15 protein-coding genes are annotated in these 17,832 nt (G+C 61.5%); 5 read left to right on the top strand and 10 right to left on the bottom strand.

Annotated elements, in window-relative coordinates:
* Window positions 1–10: 10 nt before the first annotated feature.
* The 9 genes from HMPREF1267_RS09465 to HMPREF1267_RS09425 form a co-directional block, all read right to left on the bottom strand.
* On the bottom strand, window positions 11–1,702 hold the full coding sequence (locus HMPREF1267_RS09465) for an FUSC family protein (RefSeq protein ID WP_023017112.1): 1,692 nt from the start codon (window positions 1,700–1,702) through the stop codon (window positions 11–13).
* 76 nt (window positions 1,703–1,778) lie between these two features.
* The gene (locus HMPREF1267_RS09460) at window positions 1,779–3,227 is read right to left on the bottom strand and encodes an ABC transporter ATP-binding protein (protein WP_023029105.1); all 1,449 of its coding nucleotides are present in this window, start codon (window positions 3,225–3,227) and stop codon (window positions 1,779–1,781) included.
* Window positions 3,224–4,045 (bottom strand): ABC transporter permease, encoded by an 822-nt coding sequence (locus HMPREF1267_RS09455; protein ID WP_023029104.1) that lies wholly within the window; start codon window positions 4,043–4,045, stop codon window positions 3,224–3,226. The genes HMPREF1267_RS09460 and HMPREF1267_RS09455 overlap by 4 nt, the downstream gene beginning before the upstream one ends.
* Window positions 4,042–5,007, bottom strand: a complete 966-nt coding sequence (locus tag HMPREF1267_RS09450) for an ABC transporter permease (RefSeq protein ID WP_023017115.1) — start codon at window positions 5,005–5,007, stop codon at window positions 4,042–4,044. Before HMPREF1267_RS09450 ends, HMPREF1267_RS09455 begins: the two co-directional genes overlap by 4 nt.
* Window positions 5,004–6,524 carry an ABC transporter substrate-binding protein gene (locus HMPREF1267_RS09445; RefSeq protein ID WP_023017116.1) on the bottom strand — a complete coding sequence of 507 codons (1,521 nt, stop codon included), beginning with the start codon at window positions 6,522–6,524 and terminating at the stop codon, window positions 5,004–5,006. Before HMPREF1267_RS09445 ends, HMPREF1267_RS09450 begins: the two co-directional genes overlap by 4 nt.
* A 188-nt stretch (window positions 6,525–6,712) precedes the next feature.
* The gene (locus tag HMPREF1267_RS09440; RefSeq protein WP_005278049.1) at window positions 6,713–7,732 is read right to left on the bottom strand and encodes an LLM class flavin-dependent oxidoreductase; all 1,020 of its coding nucleotides are present in this window, start codon (window positions 7,730–7,732) and stop codon (window positions 6,713–6,715) included.
* A 192-nt stretch (window positions 7,733–7,924) separates the two neighbouring features.
* Window positions 7,925–9,352, bottom strand: coding sequence for a branched-chain amino acid transport system II carrier protein (gene brnQ, locus HMPREF1267_RS09435; protein ID WP_023029103.1), 1,428 nt, complete (start codon window positions 9,350–9,352; stop codon window positions 7,925–7,927).
* A 216-nt stretch (window positions 9,353–9,568) separates the two neighbouring features.
* On the bottom strand, window positions 9,569–10,699 hold the full coding sequence (locus HMPREF1267_RS09430; protein WP_023029102.1) for a MalY/PatB family protein: 1,131 nt from the start codon (window positions 10,697–10,699) through the stop codon (window positions 9,569–9,571).
* Between the two features lie 42 nt (window positions 10,700–10,741).
* Window positions 10,742–12,628: an ABC transporter ATP-binding protein gene (locus tag HMPREF1267_RS09425; RefSeq protein WP_023029101.1), complete on the bottom strand. Its 1,887-nt coding sequence runs from the start codon at window positions 12,626–12,628 to the stop codon at window positions 10,742–10,744.
* A 173-nt stretch (window positions 12,629–12,801) separates the two neighbouring features.
* Here HMPREF1267_RS09425 and HMPREF1267_RS09420 point away from each other — a divergent pair, with 173 nt between their 5' ends.
* Both HMPREF1267_RS09420 and idi read left to right on the top strand, forming a co-directional pair.
* Entirely contained in the window at window positions 12,802–13,350 is a 549-nt protein-coding gene (locus HMPREF1267_RS09420; RefSeq protein WP_023017120.1) for a hypothetical protein, read from the top strand.
* Window positions 13,347–13,898, top strand: coding sequence for an isopentenyl-diphosphate Delta-isomerase (gene idi, locus HMPREF1267_RS09415; protein ID WP_023029100.1), 552 nt, complete (start codon window positions 13,347–13,349; stop codon window positions 13,896–13,898). The genes HMPREF1267_RS09420 and idi overlap by 4 nt, the downstream gene beginning before the upstream one ends.
* A gap of 3 nt (window positions 13,899–13,901) precedes the next feature.
* Here idi and HMPREF1267_RS09410 read toward each other — a convergent pair whose 3' ends face one another.
* The gene (locus HMPREF1267_RS09410) at window positions 13,902–15,164 is read right to left on the bottom strand and encodes a carboxylesterase family protein (protein WP_005278066.1); all 1,263 of its coding nucleotides are present in this window, start codon (window positions 15,162–15,164) and stop codon (window positions 13,902–13,904) included.
* Between the two features lie 56 nt (window positions 15,165–15,220).
* Here HMPREF1267_RS09410 and HMPREF1267_RS09405 point away from each other — a divergent pair, with 56 nt between their 5' ends.
* The 3 genes from HMPREF1267_RS09405 (at window position 15,221) to HMPREF1267_RS09395 (ending at window position 17,658) form a co-directional block, all read left to right on the top strand.
* Complete coding sequence (locus HMPREF1267_RS09405; protein ID WP_232215134.1) at window positions 15,221–15,406, top strand: hypothetical protein; 186 nt, start codon at window positions 15,221–15,223, stop codon at window positions 15,404–15,406.
* A complete protein-coding gene (locus tag HMPREF1267_RS09400; protein ID WP_005278068.1) occupies window positions 15,399–15,674 on the top strand; it encodes a hypothetical protein in 276 nt (91 codons plus the stop codon). Before HMPREF1267_RS09405 ends, HMPREF1267_RS09400 begins: the two co-directional genes overlap by 8 nt.
* A 151-nt stretch (window positions 15,675–15,825) precedes the next feature.
* Window positions 15,826–17,658 carry a long-chain fatty acid--CoA ligase gene (locus tag HMPREF1267_RS09395; protein ID WP_005278069.1) on the top strand — a complete coding sequence of 611 codons (1,833 nt, stop codon included), beginning with the start codon at window positions 15,826–15,828 and terminating at the stop codon, window positions 17,656–17,658.
* Window positions 17,659–17,832: the final 174 nt, after the last annotated feature.

The raw sequence follows: 17,832 nt of genomic DNA, 5'->3' as shown, positions 1-17,832 counted from the left end.
ATTCCACAAGCTAGCGCGGTTGGGCATGCGCGGCGTGAATCTGCTTGATGATGCCGTCCAGTTCCTCCCAGCTCGCATTCCTGAACGGGTGCGTGGAGCAATAGTCGAGCAAGAAATAGCCCGCGTGCTGGATGGCGATGTGCCGTGGCCACAATTCGCGGGCCGTGGCGGGGTTATCGGCGGCGAGGGATTGGATGGCGCGGCGCTCGGATAGCAGCTCGTATTGCAGGTCGCGGCGGCTGGCCAGGACCTCTTCGGGAGTATTGATAAAAAGCAGCCCGAGCAGGGTGGACATGGATTCCATGGCGCGGGTTTGCAGGCGGTGCTGGTTGCGGACGGGCGCGGAGCGCTGCCAGAACCACAGTACGATGGTGGCCACGATGATGGAGATGAGGACCTCGCTGATGCGCGCCTGGATAGTGGGCCAGAGGGGGCGCTGGGCGGAATTGCCCATCAGCAGTGCGAGCGGGGTGGAGAAGATGACGCAGATGGCATAGTTCTTGGCCACGAAAATCTCTGCGCAGAATTGGCAGGCGGCGAGGGCCAAAAGCAAGCTCCACCCGGACACGCCGAAGTAGTGAAAGACCGAAAACAGCATGACGCCAACGATGGAGCCGAGCATGCGGTGGATGCCGCGGACGGTGCCGGCGACATGGTCTGGTCCCCACTGCAGCATGAGGAAGGCGGAGACCACGCCCCAGTCCGGGCGGTCAAAACCTAAGGACAGGCTGACCACCGTGGTGATGGCGGCGGACAGCACGATCTTTTGCGTGGTCACCATGGCATGCGAATCCCGCACCGCGGCGCGGTAGATGCGGTAGCGGCCAGTCGGGCGGGTGTGCGGGATGGCGGTGCGGTGTGGATCTACATCGGTGGCGTAATCAGTCAGCAGGTCCGAAGAGAATTTTAAATCCAGCGCGCGGTTATGCGCGACGATGCGCCCTTGGGCTTGTAAGGTGCGATCCACCAAGCCCGCAGCGGCGGTATTGATGATGCGGCCGCCGCGGATGACGCCGGCATCGGCAAGCGCTTGCCAGGCTGTTGAGAGCGCCGTTTGGGCTTGGTGGTGGCGGGCGAGGGAATCATCTTCGCCGGAGACGAACGCAGCGGTGGCCTTCTCTAAGGCAGCGACGGCGCGGCGTTCGGGGCCGTGAACATCAATAAGCGCGGGCGCCATGCCCAAAATCAGGCTGGCCAGCACGCCGGTTAGGGACCAGAAGAAGAGCTGGCCGACGCTCGTATCCGTCCGCGCCAGCATCACCGAACCGCCGCCGACCAAGACGAGGAAGAAGGCGCCCGGCGGCGGCAGGCGCAGCGCGTTTTGGGTAAAGCCGCAGAGCGCGGCGAGCAGGAGGGAATAGAGGCCGGCGAGCAGCAGCCACCAGTGCCCGTGCCCGGGGACGAAAATGAGGTGGCCAACCAGCACGCCCACGGTGGCCACGGTGGTCAGGGCTAGGCCGGCAATGAGGATGACGCGGGGCCGGGTGCGAAAGGGATGGCCCTCGCCGAAAATCACGGCGAAGGCACCAGTGGCCAGCAGCAGGATGGCGTAGTCGTGGCCAGTAAGCAGGGCACAAGCGCCGGGAATAAGGATTGCCAGCCCGGCGCGTAGCGCGCCGGGCCACCGCACGGAGGCGGTATTAAAAGCGGTCAACAGTTGGGTGGTGCTGGGGCGTTGCGGGATGGGGTGGTCGGTGCTCACGAGCCTGTTGGACTCCTTTCGCTAGAAACTTCTACCGCAACCACCCTACGCCGTGGGTAAAATCGCTCGAGCCGCCCTACTGCCCTGCGGTGGCGATGAGACGGCGGGTGTAGTCACTGGTGGGCGCGGACCACACGCGCTCGGTGGGACCTTGTTCGACCAATTCGCCCCGGTTGAGCACGGCGACTCTATCGCAGAGGCCGCGCACCACGGAGAGATCATGGGTGACAAACAGCAGGGTTAGCCCGCGGTCCTCGATGAGGTGGGCGAGTAGTTCCAGCACCTGGGCTTGCACGGACATGTCGAGGGCGGAGACGGCTTCATCGGCAAGCAGGATATCCGGTTCACCACACAGCGCACGGGCGATGGAGATGCGTTGGCGCTGACCACCGGAAAACTCGTGGGGGTAGCGGTCGAGCGCCTTGCCGGAAATGCCTACCTCTTCCAGCGCGGCGGCGGCGCGCTCGCGCTGCTCGGATTTGGGCAGGCGGCCGGGCATGGCCTCGGCGATGGATTTCCAGATCTTTAGCCGCGGGTTCAGCGAACCTTGCGGGTCTTGGAAGACCATCTGCACGCGCCCGTCCACGGTGCTGGTTCCAGAGGTGGGGGCATCGAGCCCAGAGACGATTTTTAGCAGGCTGGTTTTGCCGGAACCGGAACCGCCGACGATGCCGAGCCGCTCGCCGCGACGCACGCGGAGATCGATCCCTGCCAGCGCGGCCTGGGAGCCATGCTGCTTGCCGATGCCCTCCAATACCACCGCGTCCTTCTCCCCACCCGCCGGGGCAAGGGCGAAGTCGGGCGGCTGCGAGGCCGAGACTAGCTCTTGGGTGTAGGCGTGGTGCGGCTGCGTGAGCACGCGTTCGGTGCGGCCTTCCTCCACGGTGTAGCCATCGCGCATGACCAGCACCCGCGGACACATGCGCTGGATGACCTTGAGGTCGTGAGTGATAAAAAGCAGTGCGGTGCCGCGTTGTTCGGTAACGCGCTCGATGACGCGGAGGACACCGTCTTGCGTGGTGGCATCGAGGGCGGTGGTGGGCTCATCGCAGATGAGCACGTCAGGGCTTCCCGCCATGGCCATGGCCAGGAGCACGCGTTGGCGCTGCCCGCCGGATAGCTGGTGGGGAAAACGCGAGGCGAGATCGGCGTCGAGGTCGACCTCTTCTAGGGCCGCGGCGATATCGCGCGCGCCGGCGTGGGTGAGCTGGGCGCTAATGCGCATCAAGGGATCCAGCGCGCTCATGGGTTCTTGAAAGACCATGGCCATGGTCTTTCCCCGCAGTGGGCGGATGGCGGAATCCCGCGCGCCGATGATCTGATGATCGGCCACGGTGACCTCGCCGGTGGCGGAAATCCCCGTGGGCAGCAGGCCCATGATGGACAGCGCGGTCAGTGATTTACCGGAGCCGGATTCGCCGATGATCCCGAGTTTTTCGCCAGCCTCGAGCTCGAAGCTAATCGGGCCGACGAGGGAGGATTCAGAGGCGCTGAGGCTGAGATCGCGCACGCTTAAAAGGCTCATCGCGTGGCTCCTTTCATGCGGGGGTCGAGGGCATCACGGAGGGCATCGCCAAGCAGGTTAAAGCCCAAGACCGTGGCGGCGATGGTGAGGCCCGGCCACAGGGCCTGGAGGGGATCGGTGCTCAGCAGCGACTGGGCATCCTGCAGCATGCGGCCCCACGAGGCAGCAGGGGGAGGGGTGCCCAAACCGAGGTAGGACAGGCCCGCCTCCGCGAGGATGGCGAGGGCAAAATACACCGAAGCCTGGACGATGATAAGGCCCGCGATATTCGGCAGCACGTGGCGCACCGCAACCTTCCATCCAGGTACGGCAGAGATGCGGGCGGAGGCGATATAGTCCTGCGTGATTACCTGCAGCGTGCCAGAACGCGCCACGCGGGCAAAGGACGGGATGCCGGAAATACCGATGGCAATCATGGCCGTAAGCGTCGATGGGCCCCAGACCGCGCCGGCGATAATAGCGAGCAAGAGCGCCGGGAAGGCGATCACCACGTCGGCGCCGCGCATGATGAGCGCTTCTACCCAGGTGCCGCGGCGCATGCCGGCCATAATGCCGAGCGGGATGCCGATAAGACCGGCGATGCCGACGGCGATAAGCCCTACGAAGACCGTGATTTTCGCGCCTGCCATGATGCGCGAGGCGGTATCGCGCCCGTAGCGATCCGTGCCTAGGACGTGATCCGCGGTGGGGCCGGATAGGCGGCTGCCCGGCTGGGCGAGGGTGGGATCGTACGGCGTCCACACCAGCGATACGAGGGCGATTACCACGACCGCGCCGACGAGCACGGCGCCTAGCCAACCAGAAAAACGCATTTTCATCGCGCGTCACCTGCCTTGATTCGGGGGTCGATGAGGCGGTAGGCGACATCGGTAAGCATGTTGACTGCCAGCGCGAAGGTGACCAGCAGCATGACGAGGGTCTGCACCGTGGTCAGATCGCGCACGGAGACAGCATCGAGCAGCATGGAACCCACGCCGGGGATGACGAAGACGGATTCAATGACCACGGCGCCTACCACCATCGAGGTCAATTGCAGGCCAGACACCGTCAGCACCGGCAGCGCGGCATTGCGCAGCCCGTGGCGGTGCAGGGCCTCCCGCGGGGAATCGCCCAGGGCGCGCGCGGTGCGGATATAGTCCTGGTCCATAACGTCGAGCACCGAGGAGCGCATATAGCGCGTGAGCATGGCGCCCTGGACCAGGGCCAGCGCGATGACCGGCAGGATCAGGTGGCGCAGGAAATCGCCCACGCCGCGGTTGGGCGGCACCCAACCATTGGCCGGCAGCCAGCCCAGGTGGACCGCAAAGATGGCCACCAAGATGATACCGACCAAGAAGCTTGGCACGGCGATGCCCAACTGCGTTCCCGCGGAGACCAGGCCGGCAACCCGCGAATTGCGGTTATGCGCCAGCCACATGCCGATGGGAATCGCGCAGGCCAGCGCCAAGGCCATGGCCAGGCCGATGAGGATGAGCGTGACCTGCAGGCGGTCCACAACCAGAGGGGTGATGTCCTGCTGCGAGGACAGCGACTTGCCAAAATCACCGGTAGCGAGGCCCTTCATCCACTCGCCGTATTGCGCGATGAGCGGCCGGTCGAGGCCGAGATCTGCGCTGAGCTCGGCGATGGCGTCCTCAGTGGCATTAACGCCCAACGCGACGCGCGCCGGGTTGCCGGGCACGGCGCGCATGAGCGCGAAGATAATGAGGGAGGCGAGAAAAAGCGTGAGCACAAAGCGCAGCAGCGGCCGGATTATGGCCTGGGCCCGAGAGGTACTCATTGGTCCTCCTTGTCGTCGGTGAGATCGCGCAATACGATGGCGTCGGTGACCTGATCGGTGTGCAAGCCGCTAATGCCGTGGCGCGTTAGAACGACATTCGGCATATTCATCACGGTCAGCGCGCCGGCATCGGCCATGATTTGGTCCACGACCTGCGTCATGCGGCGGGGATAGTCTTCAGGTTTCGCGGTATCGGCCTTTTCGAGCAGCTCGCGCGTGCGGGCGGAATCATAATTCAGGTAATAATCCGGGTTGCCAAAAAGCGCCGGAACATCGCGGGCCTCCACGTGGGAGATAAGCGACATCTGATAGTCCTTAGCGCCGTGGACCTGGCCCAGCCACACGGCAGGGAACTCGGCGGTTTCGAGGGTGACGTCGAATCCGACATCGGAAAGCTGCGAGTACAGCAGCTCGGAGATGGCCTGGGCATAGTAGAGCGTAGGCACGGTGATGGTGAGCGGGGTGCCTTGGGCGCCGGCATCGGCAAGCAGCGAGCGGGCCTTATCCGGGTTGAAGTCGTAGTAATTCTTGCCTTCGAACCACGGATCGGTAGGTGGGATGGGCGCGCCGCCGGTATCGGTGGCCATGCCAGACCAGACGATGTCATTGGCCGCCTTGCGGTCGACGGCGTAGGCCACGGCCTGCCGCACCCGCGGATCGTCGAAGGGGGCGCGGTCATTATTCATCGATAGCAGGACCTCACCATTGGTGGTGCCTACGTTGGTATCGATGGAATCATCCAGGGAATCGAGGATTTCCGGGTTACCCACGCCCCAGACGACGTCCACGCCGCCCGAGCGCAGCGCGGTGACCGAGGAAATGGCATCGGGGAAGTAGCGCACCGTGACATCGTGCGCAGACGGCGTGCCCCAGTAATCCTCGCGCTTGTGCAAGGAGACGAATTCCGAGGGCGAGAATCCCGCCACCTCGTAGGGGCCGGTGCCAATGGGCTGGGCCGCGAGATCGTCCATGCCCTTAGGCGACATCATCGCGCCGATGGTGGTGCCCATGGACCACAGCCAGCCGTTGGAGGGCTTAGCCAGGCGCACTTTGAGGGTGTGGTCATCGACCGCGGTGGCGCTGTCGACCGGGTCCATGGCGGAGGAAATGCCGTTGGCCCAGTCATTTTTGACGTAATTAATGGAAAAGGCGGCGGTCTGCGCGGTGAAGGGATCGCCGTTGGAAAAAGTCACGTCATCGCGCAGGTGGAAGGTGTAGGTCTTCGCATCCTCGCTGATGTCCCAGTCCTTGGCCAAGCCTGGGGTGATGGATCCGTCTTCATCGATGCGCACCAAGGTCTCATAGACGTTATCCATCAGCACCGAGGGCGCGGCGGCCCCACTCGTGGTGGTGAAGTCGAGCGAGGTGGCTCCCGAGCTGGACGCCACCGTCAGGGCGGCTTCGTTCCCGGAGGTATCTACCACCGCCGTATGGCCCGCTGAACAAGCTGTTACCGTGCCCAGCGCTGTCGCCACCGCGAGACAGCCCAGCGCTGAGCGCGCACGCAAAATTTTCATAGATGAAGAATAACTTGTGTGTTACTCAACACATAAATGCCCTAAAACCATTCGGGGGGAGGCATATATTGCCATAAATTAGGGCAATCCCAGCGGATTGTTGTGCGGCGGATTCGGTGGCACCGCGCGGCCAGCGTTGAGACCGAGGGCAGCCCAACGCGACGCTGTGTAGCGCAGCGAGGCGGGGTTTAGCGCGGGGTGCCCGCCACGTTGGCGGGATCGAGCTGCCAGCCCTCGGCCAATACGTGCATGTTCTTGATGACGTTCTCGTGCGAGCTGGACTGCAGGGAAATCATGAGCTCATCGGCCTTGGCGTGCTCTTGGAACTTCTCCAGGTATTCGGTGACTTCCTTGGTGGTGCCAACCGCGGAGTAGCGCAGCATGTCCAGGATTTGCTGGCCTTGGTAGGACTCGATGATCTGCTCTACCTGCTGGTCGGTCAAGTACTTGCCGCGGCCGGCGAAAGACTTCACGCGGTTAAAGCACACGCGCTCGTACTCAGCTTCTGCCTCTTGCATAGTATCGGCGGCGGTGACGTTGACACCGGCGATGACGTAGGGCTTGCTAAACCGCTCGGAAGGCTGGAAGTTCTCCCGGTAGTAGGTCGTTGCTTCCTCGAGGTGCTGCGGGGCGAAGTGGGAGGCAAAGGCGTAGGGCAGGCCGAGCTTTGCCGCGAGCGAAGCGCCGAACATGGACGAGCCCAGAATATAGATAGGAACGTTCGTATTGGCACCGGGAACCGCGCTGACCCCAGGAATATAGGCCTTGCCCTCCAGATAAGCGTTGAGCTCTTTGACGTCTTCTGGAAAACGCTCGGCGGATTGACCATCGCGGCGCAGCGCACGGCCCAAGGTATTCATGTCCGTGCCGGGGGCACGGCCGACACCTAGGTCGATGCGCTCTGGGTACATCTCCTCCAATGTGCCGAATTGCTCGGCGATGACATACGGCGAGTGGTTAGGTAGCATCACGCCGCCGGAGCCCAACCGGATGCGCTCCGTCTTAGCGCCGATGTGCGCGATGAGGACGGCGGGCGCGGAGGACATAATGGACTTCATATTGTGGTGCTCGGTGTACCACATGCGGGAATACCCCAGCTTTTCGGCTTCCTGGGCCAATTCCACCGACCGGTTAATGGATTGGGCAGGGGTTTCACCGTCATAGATGGTGCAAAAGTCCAATACGGAAAGTGGCGCGTGATCAGTCATGGGAAAATAATCCTTTTTCTCGCGGGGATAGTACCTATAGTGCAACGGTGCGCGGGGCGGGGCTATTCCGTACTTTTTCGCGCGACCATGCGCATCCCGGCGACCCAAGCTGAATTGAACCGCAGACAGAAACCCCGCCGTGGAACCCGGGGAATGCGGGCCCACGGCGGGGTGTGAAAGGAGAGGGAGAGCTTAGCTCTTTGGCGATGCCGCTGCATCGAGCGGCGAGTCAACGACGGCGTCGCCGTCGGCATCGGCAGCCGCGGTCACGGAGTTGGAGTGCTTCTCGCCGGCCTTGGTGGAGATATCCACAATCAGGCCAATGACGGCCGCGATGACGGTGGGCATAATCCAGCCCAGATCCACCGCTTGGCCAGGCGCCAAAGACAAGATGGGATCCAAGGCGGCAGTGCCCCAACCCTGCGCGGAAATGACGGTCAGGGCGGACCAGATGACCGATACCCACAGGGCAAGGCGGTAGGTCCAGTAGAACACGACGGAATTCTTGACCGCCGGCTGGATAAGCGTGAGCAGGATAAGGGAGATAGCCGGTGGGTACAGGAAGGTGATAAACGGCACCGCAATGGACAACACGGTGTCGAGGCCCTGGAAGGCGAAGAGGATGGACATCGCGGTAAAGATGCAGGCCCACAGGTGGTAGGTCGTCTTAGGCACCAGCATCTCGAAGAACGCGGAGGTCGCGGTGATAAGGCCCACCGCGGTGGTCAGGCAGGCGAGGACGACGATGGCGGAGAAGAGGGCCTGGCCGAAGGTACCCATGGTGAGATTGGCGGCCTCGGCAAGCAGCGGCGCACCGGAATCATAGGACTGGCCATTGGGTAAGGTCTGGCCCACCCAAGCCAGCCCCAAGTAGATAGCGGCAAGCAGGGCGCCGGCGACGAGCGCCGCGGTGATGGTGCCCTTCACCAGGGACTTTTGGGTCTTAAAGCCCTTAGAGCGCAGGGAACCCACGATGACGATAGAAAAGGCGAGGCCGGCGATGGCGTCCATGGTGTTATAGCCCTCGAAAAGGCCGGTGACCATGGGGGAAGAAACGTAATCGTCGGTCGGCATCTGGGGATCGCGCGGGTGATTCAGCGCGGCCAAGGTAATGAGGATGACCAGCAGCGCAACCAGGGCCGGGGTGAGGAATTTGCCCAGCGTATCGATGATGGAATTGGGCTTCCACGCAAGGCCTAACGCGATGAGGAAGAAGACAGTATTGAATAAACCGCTGGCCAGGGTGCCTTCCCAACCCAACAGGGGAGTAATCGCCGTTTCCATGGAGACCGCTCCGGTGCGCGGGAGCGCGTAGAAAGCGCCGATGGACAGGTAGGCCATGGCGGAAAAGACCACGCCGAAGATAGCGCCGCCATTCGCGCCCAGGTCGCGCACGGAGCGGCCGGAAATGGCGACCGCGATGATGGCCAGGACGGGCAAGAGTACGCCGGCAGCGAGGAAGCCCAGCACGGCGGGCCAGAAGTTGGTACCGGCGGATACGCCCACCATGGGCGGGAAAATGAGGTTGCCGGCGCCGAAGAACATCGAAAAGAGCATGAGCGAGGCAATGACAACGGTGGCCTTGCTCTTGGGTGTGCCTGAGGCGGTGGTGGTAGCCATCCTGGCTCCTTAACATTGCGTACTAAAACCATTAGCCGCGCCGAGAGCCATGGTGACAGGCGACGCGAACGAGAATGCGAATTCTGTAGCCCTATAGGGGCTATTCGTGTAATGAGATATTACTGCCCACCTGTTGAGAAATCAAAGCATGGTGAAAATGCAATAAAAGCCCCATCGCGGGTGCGATGGGGCGAGGAGAAAGGGTGGCGGGGAGAGCTAGTTGAGCTCGGCGAAGGCCCTTTCCATGCGGTCGAGTGCCTCGCCGAGGATCTCGCGGGAGGTAGCGAAGTTCAACCGCGCGTGGCCGGGGCCGCCGGTGCCGAAGGTATCGCCTTCGTTGAGGGCGACGCGGGCGTTTTCGCGCAGCCACTTGGCGGGCTGGGGATTGCCGGCGATGGCGGTATCGGAAAAGTCCAGCCACAACAGGTAGGTGGCCTGCGGCTGCGAGGTCTTTAGCCCAGGGATGCGCTGCGGGAGTTCTTCTACCAACCAGTCGCGGGTCTCGCGCAGGTACTCGATTTCCTCGTCCAAGAAGCCCCCGCCGTGGCGGTAGGCGGCCTCGGCGGCCAGCACGCCCAAGGTGCCGGTGCCGTCTTTGGCCACGCCGGTCAGCCCGTTCCACTTTTGGGCATCGGCGGCATTGGAAAAGATGATCTGCGCGCACTTAAGTCCCGCGGTATTAAAGGCCTTGGAGGTGGCGGTGACGGTGATGGTGCGCTGCGCTGCTTCCTCGCTTAGCGATGCCACCGGGATATGCTTTCCTTCATAGACCAGCGGGGCATGGATTTCATCGGCCAAGATGCGGGCATCGTATTTCTCCGCCAACTCCACCAGCCCGCGGAGGTAGTCCTCCGACAAGACGTGGCCGTGCGGGTTATAGGGGTTGGCCAAGAGAATAGAACCGGCACCGTCCTTGAAGGCCTGCTCGATTTCCTCTAGCTCGAGGCTGGTTTCGATCTTTTCGCGCCCAGCCGTGCGGGGAAGTTCCAGCAGCGGTGGGTAGGAGGGCACGGGCACGATGACGGGGGAATCATCGCGAGTAAAGTACTGCACGCTGAGCAAGAGCCCGCGGACGACATCGCCTATCCAGAAGATGTGATCGGCGTTGGGGCGCCAGTCATAGCGCTCCGCATAGAAATCCGCGACCGCCTCGCGCAGCCCCGAGGCCTTGGGGGAGGGGGTATAGCCGAAGGTTTCATTATCCACCATCTCCTGCAGCGCCTTCTTGACGGCGGGGGCGGTGGGGAAATCGGACTCCGCGATCCACAGCGGGAGGACGTCTTCATCGAAGACGGTCCACTTGCGGGTTCCGCGGGCTTGCAACTCTTCTAGGCTAGGAAACTGCATGCACACAAGCTTAACGCTTTAAGCGCAGCAGTCCCAGTGGATTTATTCACTTTCTTCGCCGTGCTCGCTGCGGGAATTGGCCCCGGTAACAAAGCCGTACTTTTTCAGCCGGCGGCGGTCCGCCGCGGAGCTGGATTGGGTGAGTTTGAGCAGCTCGGCATAAATGCCGCCGGATTGCGCGAGTTCGGCAGGCGAGCCCATTTCATCGATCCGCCCTGCCTCGAGGGTGATGATGGTATCCACATCCGCGATGGTGGATAGGCGGTGCGCGATAATCAGCGTGGTCCGGTCCTTCATCAGCTCGTCCAGGCCGGCTTGGACGGCGCGCTCGGCCTTGGTATCCAGCGCGGAGGTGGCTTCATCGAGCACCAAGATGGGTGCGTCCTTCAGCATGGCGCGCGCGACGGACACGCGCTGCTTCTGCCCGCCGGAAAGCTTGAGCCCGCGCTCGCCGATGACCGTGTCATAGCCATCCGGGAAGGCCTCAATGAAGTCATGGGCATTGGCGCGCTTGGCCACATCCACGATTTCTTCCTCCGTGGCCCCGGGCTTGCCATAGGCAATATTGTCGCGGATTGTGCCCGAAAAGAGGTAGGACTCCTGGAAGACCACGCCGACAGAGGCGCGCAGCCGGGACGCGCTGAGATCATCGATGCGGTGACCCAAGACCTCTAGATCGCCATCCGATGGATGATACAGGCCCAGCAGCAGGTTGACCAAGGTAGATTTACCGCCGCCGGATTCGCCGACTAGGGCAACCTTGTGGCCCTCATGCGCAGTGAAAGAGATGTCTTCTACTACGGGTTTTCCTTCTTCGTAGGAAAACGACACGTCATTAAAGGCAAAGACCGGCGCGCCGGGGGTGGTCTCTAGCGGGGCTATCGGGGTGAGATCCAGCTCTGGGGTGCCAGAACCGGTGGTGGCAGCAACGAGCTCGCGTGGGGCAGTGGGCTCGATTTCTTCCTCCATGACATGGAAATAGTCGCGGGAGCCCGCGATGGCGCGCTGGGCGGTATCGACGATCCAACTCATCATGAATACCGGCTGCTTGGTTCCGGCCACCATCTGCAGCAGCATCACCATGTCACCGATGGAAAAATATCCCTCGAGCGTGCGCCAGAAGATGACGGCGTAGATGCCCAAAAAGATGACCGCCATGGCCAACCCGCGGAAGGTATCCATGGTGTGCCACCAGCGCGATTGTGGCTTAGTGGTCTCGACCACGCCGCCGTAGTGCTGGGCAAAATGGTTGAGTTCCCGCGATTCGCTGACGAAAGATTTGGTGACCTTGACCTGGCCGATGACCTCTGCAAAGCGGCCGTTGGCGAGGTCAATGTGTTCGTTTTTAATAGCCTCGAATTCCTGCCACCGCTTAGATGTCAGGGCGGTAAGCCACATATACACGGGGAATAGCAGCGCAAGCAGGATAGTCAGCGGCCAATAAAACCACGCGGTAATGGCCAATACGGCGATGGTCTGGATGATCATCGTGAAGAAGTTATTGGCAAAGGACTGAATAAACTGCGTGATATTGGCGATAGAACGGTCGAGCCGGGCAATGATGGTGCCGGTGATCTGGTCATCGTAATAGCCCTGCGGCAGCGCCAAGAGCTTGGCAAAGTACCGGTTGGATAAAATTTGGCGTAGCCGGGAGACCATGACATCGCCGATATAGCCGCCGATATTATTGAACAGGGCCTTCGTGGCATCGGCAATAAACAAGGCTAAGGCTAAAAGCAGCACTGTGCGCAGGGCGCCTGTGGTATCGCCGCCAGACTGTACGGTCTCAACGATGACATCGGTGGCCTCCCTCGTTAAAAACGGTGCCACCAGCGAGACGAGGGCGGTGATAGTCGCGGTAAGCAGGACGCCGAGATAAAAAGGCCACAGGGCAGAAGCGCTGCGGACGATGCGCACTAGGGAAGACATAGGAAAATACTCGATTCAAATACGCGAAAGAAAGCAGCTAGGGAAGAGTGAAGCAACGGACAAGTATGCCACACGCCACGGCGCGCAGCCCAGATGCATACCTTGGGCGGGCTTTCGGCTAAGGTATCTGTGCAGAAATAAAGTTATCTTCGCGTGCAAAGGATCCATCCACGGTGAAAATTTCTCACACTCTAGGCGCAGGCGTGGTCAGCCTTCTCGCCGTGACCCTGGCCGGATGCAGCATTCTCCAGCCGGAAGAGACCGGGTTGGGGGACAATATCACCGTCTCCAGCTCGGAAGAAGCGCCTTATCAAGCGGAAGACACCGACGATAAGGAAGTTACTTCCAACCTGGCCAGCCCGGTAAAGGATGCCGGCCTCGGCGTTAGCTGGGAGCTGCAAGGAGTATATGCGGATAGTAATTCCGGCGGGTCCGTGGTGACCATCTTGCTCAAGAATGAAAACGAAATGGCCCTGCCCACTGATGCCTTCGACGACCCTGTTCTCGAGCGCGCCGACGGCAATGGGGGCTGGTCTAAGGTGCAATCCCTGCCTTATGACCAAAACTCTGCGCCCGGGGTGGAACCACCGGGGCTTGATCACCCGCTGGGTGCGGGCGCCTCGGTTAACCTGCAATACCGCTACGATGTCGCGCCGGGCAACCTCTGGAACGCCCGCCTGCACATTGGAAACGTCACCTGGGTGGGGGATCTGAACCTATGACGGAGCGGGTAGTCCTGGCGGGTGCCGATGGAAAGGCCATTGGTACTGCCCTCAAATCCGAGGTGCATACCACCGACACCGCCTTGCACTTCGCCTTTTCCGCGTGGGTCACCTGCCACGGAAAGGTGCTCATCACCCGCCGGGCGCTGGGCAAGCAAACCTGGCCCGGCGTGTGGACCAATTCCTTCTGCGGGCATCCTGGTCCGGGGGAGGCGACTGCCGATGCCGTTATGCGCCGCGCCGAATTCGAGCTAGGCATTCCCGCGGATGCGTTATCCAACTTGCGCGTGGTGCTGCCGAACTTTTCCTACCGTGCGGTGGATTCTTCCGGCTTGGTGGAAAACGAAATCTGCCCCGTCTACTGCGTAGAGCTCGACTCCCAAGCGCAGTGGCAGCCGAACCCGGACGAGGTCGACTCCTGGGAATGGGTCGATCCCGCCCAACTTATCGCCGCGGCCGATGCCGTGCCAGCGGTATTTAGCCCGTGGATGTGCGAGGAACTGGCGGAAGCCGAATTGCGCACGGCGCTTCAGTCTTTAGCGCAGTAGCAATTAGTCCTCCTCATAAAACGCCGCCGCCACGTAATCCAAGGTGGCATAGGCGATGCGCCGATCCCCGGTATCCAAATCAAATTCGAGCACGCGGTGGTCGCTGCCATAGTTGGGGAAACCCGGCTCGCCTGTGGTGGCGAAGTGGCAGAGCCACTCGTTCAGCTCGCAGTCTGTACCGAAGAGCGGGTAGAGCTCATCGCAGTGCAGCGCCGGCTTAAGCTTCCTCGTAAATTCCATCATCCAGGTCGGCCCCGGTGCGCCAGAGGCCACCTGCGCCGTCCAGCGGCGAACGAGGGAATCGCCGATCATCCGGCCCATGAGGCGGTCCGGGTCCACGTACTGCGCGAGCTGGCGCCATTGCGTGTAGCGCCCGTGCGGGAAGCCGAAGCGCTGGGACAGGTAGTTACAAATGAACTTGCCCAGGGCCATATTATCGATGCGCTTGCCGGCCGGGAGATCGTAAAATTCATCCCGGGTGGAGCTCACCACGATGGGGATATCCGCCAATTCGGATGCCTGCATCGGCGCCGGGCCGAGGGCCAAGTCATAGCGGTGCTTCTTGCGGAACTTTTTATAGCCCTTTTCCAATGCCTCGGGCGAGAGCGATTCCAAAGCGCTTTGTTCGATGGGCACTGAGAGGTACCTGTGCAATCCCGCCACGCGCTGCTCAAAGGTATCGCGCGGATAGGCAGGCGATAGGGCGAGGACGCGCCGGAAAGCGCCGCGGTAGTGATCGCGCCGGGCAAGCCACAGGCTTATCGCTGCACCGGCGGATTGGCCCACCAGGGTGATATTCGTTTTATCCCCGCCAAAGGACTCGATATTGTCCTGCAACCATTCCAAAGCCAGCACGCAGTCATCGATGCCGCGGTAGCGGTCCGCTTCATCGTCGGCAAAGCGGGCGAACCCGGCCAGGCCCACGCGGTAGCCCACCTGGACCTGGATGATGCCCTTGCGGGCCGTTACCGTGCCTGGCACCCGCTCGTCCTCATGCGAGCCGCCTTCAAAGCTTCCACCATGGATATAGACCACCACGGGGCAATCCGCCGCGTTTTCCGGGGCAGTGATGCTGAGCGCTACCTCATCCGGTTTTGGTGTGCGCGCATCCTGGTCGAGGGGCTCATCCAGCGGCCGCGCCGGGGAAAAGCGGCTAGGGATTTCGCAAAAGCGCAGCGAATGAAAGTAGGAGAGGCCATCGCGGCTAAAGCCGGTGATGCGTCCAGATGGGGTGGCAATGGTGACGGGTATCTGTGCGCTCGACATACCTGCCAGATTACCGTGGGGCAGTAATATAAGGACCCATGGAGTGGTTGACTGACGTGAGCAGCGCATTTTCGCAGTTCCTGGTGCAGGCGCCCGTGTGGGTACAGATGATCATCGTGGTCATCATCGTGGTTCCCATCATGATTGGCCTGGCCTGGTGCCTGATGTGGGCCGTGGACCGCAGTGCCGTCCTAATTTCCCAGTTTCGCAATCGCGGCACTACAGTAAAAGACCATGGCTGAACAACATTCGGAGGGCGCGGGCGATAACGCAGCGAGCGGCGACGTGCCCAGCGCCAGCTCGGATAGGATCCAGCCGGTCGATCCCCGCGAAGGCCTGTGGGATCCAGAGCGCAAAAAGGATGAGCGCGCTGCAAACCCGCCGGTTGTCGGCGCCTCTCAGCCCGTTCGCCGCAAGCGCGCCCTGCCCAAATCCCGGGTCTCGCTCACGCTGTGGTCCATGATTGCGCTAGTTCTCATCGTTGCGCTCATCGGCAGCCTGTGGCCCTAGTGCGGATTGGTGGTTTGCTCCAATAAATGGGGCACTGTGGTGTTATAAACCCTGAACAATTACAGCTTCGATCGTGGGTAAAACGCGTTGATACACCAACCGGTTGGTACAGTAGGCAGAGATTATTATTAGCTGTGCGAAAGGATATCGCGTGACCCTGCAACAAGTGCACACCCCGGCGGAATTTACCATTGAGCCGGGGGAGACCTGCCTCACCGCCCTGATGGATACCGCGAAGAAGCGCCCGCACGGCGTCATGTTTACCCGCCCAGCTAATTATGAGTGGGTCAATGTCACCGGTAAAGAGTTTATCGATGAGGTCTTTGAAGTAGCCCAAGGCTTAATCGCGCTAGGCGTGGAGCAGGGAGATCGCATCGCCCTGATTTCTGCTACCCGTTACGAATGGTCCCTGCTGGACTATGCCATCTGGGCCGCCGGTGCGGCATCGGTTCCGGTTTATCCTTCCTCGTCTGCCTCCCAGGTGCGCTGGATTATCGAGGATTCCGGGGCGGTGCTGGCGATTACCGAAACCCGTGAGCACTCCGAATTAGTAGAAAACTTGGTCCTGCAAGACGATGGGGAACCGAATTTGAAGGGCTCACCATCGCAGCTGCGGCGCGTATTAGAGATTAATTCCTCCGCCATCGATACCTTGAAATTCGAAGGCCGCAGCGTTGGCACCGACGAGGTGTCTGCCCGCATCGCCGCCACCAATACCGATGACCTGGCCTCCTTGGTTTATACCTCCGGCACCACCGGCCGCCCGAAGGGCTGCATCCTGACGCACCGGAACTGGCTCTCGGAAGCTAGGGCGCTGACCACCAACCCTATCGGTGTCTTCGCCGTGCCGGGCAGCCATACGCTGACATTTTTGCCCTTGGCCCACGTCTTTTCCCGCGCCGTATCGATTGCCGTGGCCCTTCGCGGTGCCTCGCAGAACCACTGGTCCGATTTTTCCACCATCTCCATCGAGTTCGCCCGCTCTCGACCCAACGTCATTTTGGGCGTGCCGCGCGTATTTGAAAAGGTCCGCAACTCCGCGGCCTCGAAGGCGGCGGATTCTGGCATCAAGAGCTTCCTTTTTGAGCAATCCGAAAAGATCGCCATCGAATACTCCAAGGCACTCGATACGCCGGACGGCCCAGACCGCCTGCTGAAAATTAAGCACAAGCTCTTTGACAAGCTGGTGTATTCCACCATTCGCCAGGGCGTGGGCGGCAATGTTCGGTACTGCATTACCGGCGGCTCCGCGATGGGCCACGATCTGTTGCACTGGTTCCGCGGCATCGGCGTGCCCATCTATGAAGGCTACGGCCTGACCGAGACCGCCGCGGCAGCTGCCGTGGACTACGTGGACCAATCCATTGGTACAGTCGGCCCGCCTCTCGGCGGGGTTACCCTGCGCATCAACGATGACGGCGAAGTCTGCATCAAGGGCGGCATGGTCTTCGAAGGGTACTGGAATGACCCCGAGGCCACGGAGGAAGCCTTTGAAGACGGCTGGTACAACACCGGTGACTTGGGCGAAATCGACGATGATGGCAAGCTCACGATCACCGGCCGCAAGAAGGACCTGATTGTTACCGCGGGCGGAAAGAATGTCTCGCCTGGCCCGATGGAGGACATCCTGCGCGGCCACCCGCTGATTTCGCAGGCCATGGTCGTAGGCGATGGCAAGCCATTCGTGGGAGCGCTTATCACCCTGGACCCGGACATCCTCAAGCGGTGGAAGCTGGACCACAATATCCCAGAAAACCGCTCCATGGACGATATCGCTACCGATGCCACCCTGCGCGCCGAAGTGCAAGACGCCGTCAACAAGGTCAACTCCACGGTGTCCCATGCGGAAGGCATCAAGAAGTTCTACATCCTAGAAAGCGACCTCACCGAGGATGAAAATGAGCTCACGCCAACGATGAAGGTCAAGCGCAACGTGGTGGCGCAGCGCTATGCCAGCGCCATCGAGCACATCTACAAGCGCTAGAAAACGGCGAAGCGGGTACACCCGGGGATTTTATTCCTCGGGTGTTTAGTTTCTTGCAGGTCACAATGGCGCAAGCGCGAACCTGCCATAAACCTGTGAAACGCTTCGGAGTGTCGCACTCTCGCGGTAGACGATCTGGCATAGAGTCATGAGTCGTCGCCGAAAACCTCAACC

This window comes from Corynebacterium sp. KPL1824, assembly GCF_000478095.1.
Taxonomy (GTDB): Bacteria; Actinomycetota; Actinomycetes; order Mycobacteriales; family Mycobacteriaceae; genus Corynebacterium; species Corynebacterium accolens.
The sequence above is the reverse complement of the archived record's forward strand: the minus strand, read 5'-3'. Positions and strand labels throughout refer to the sequence as shown.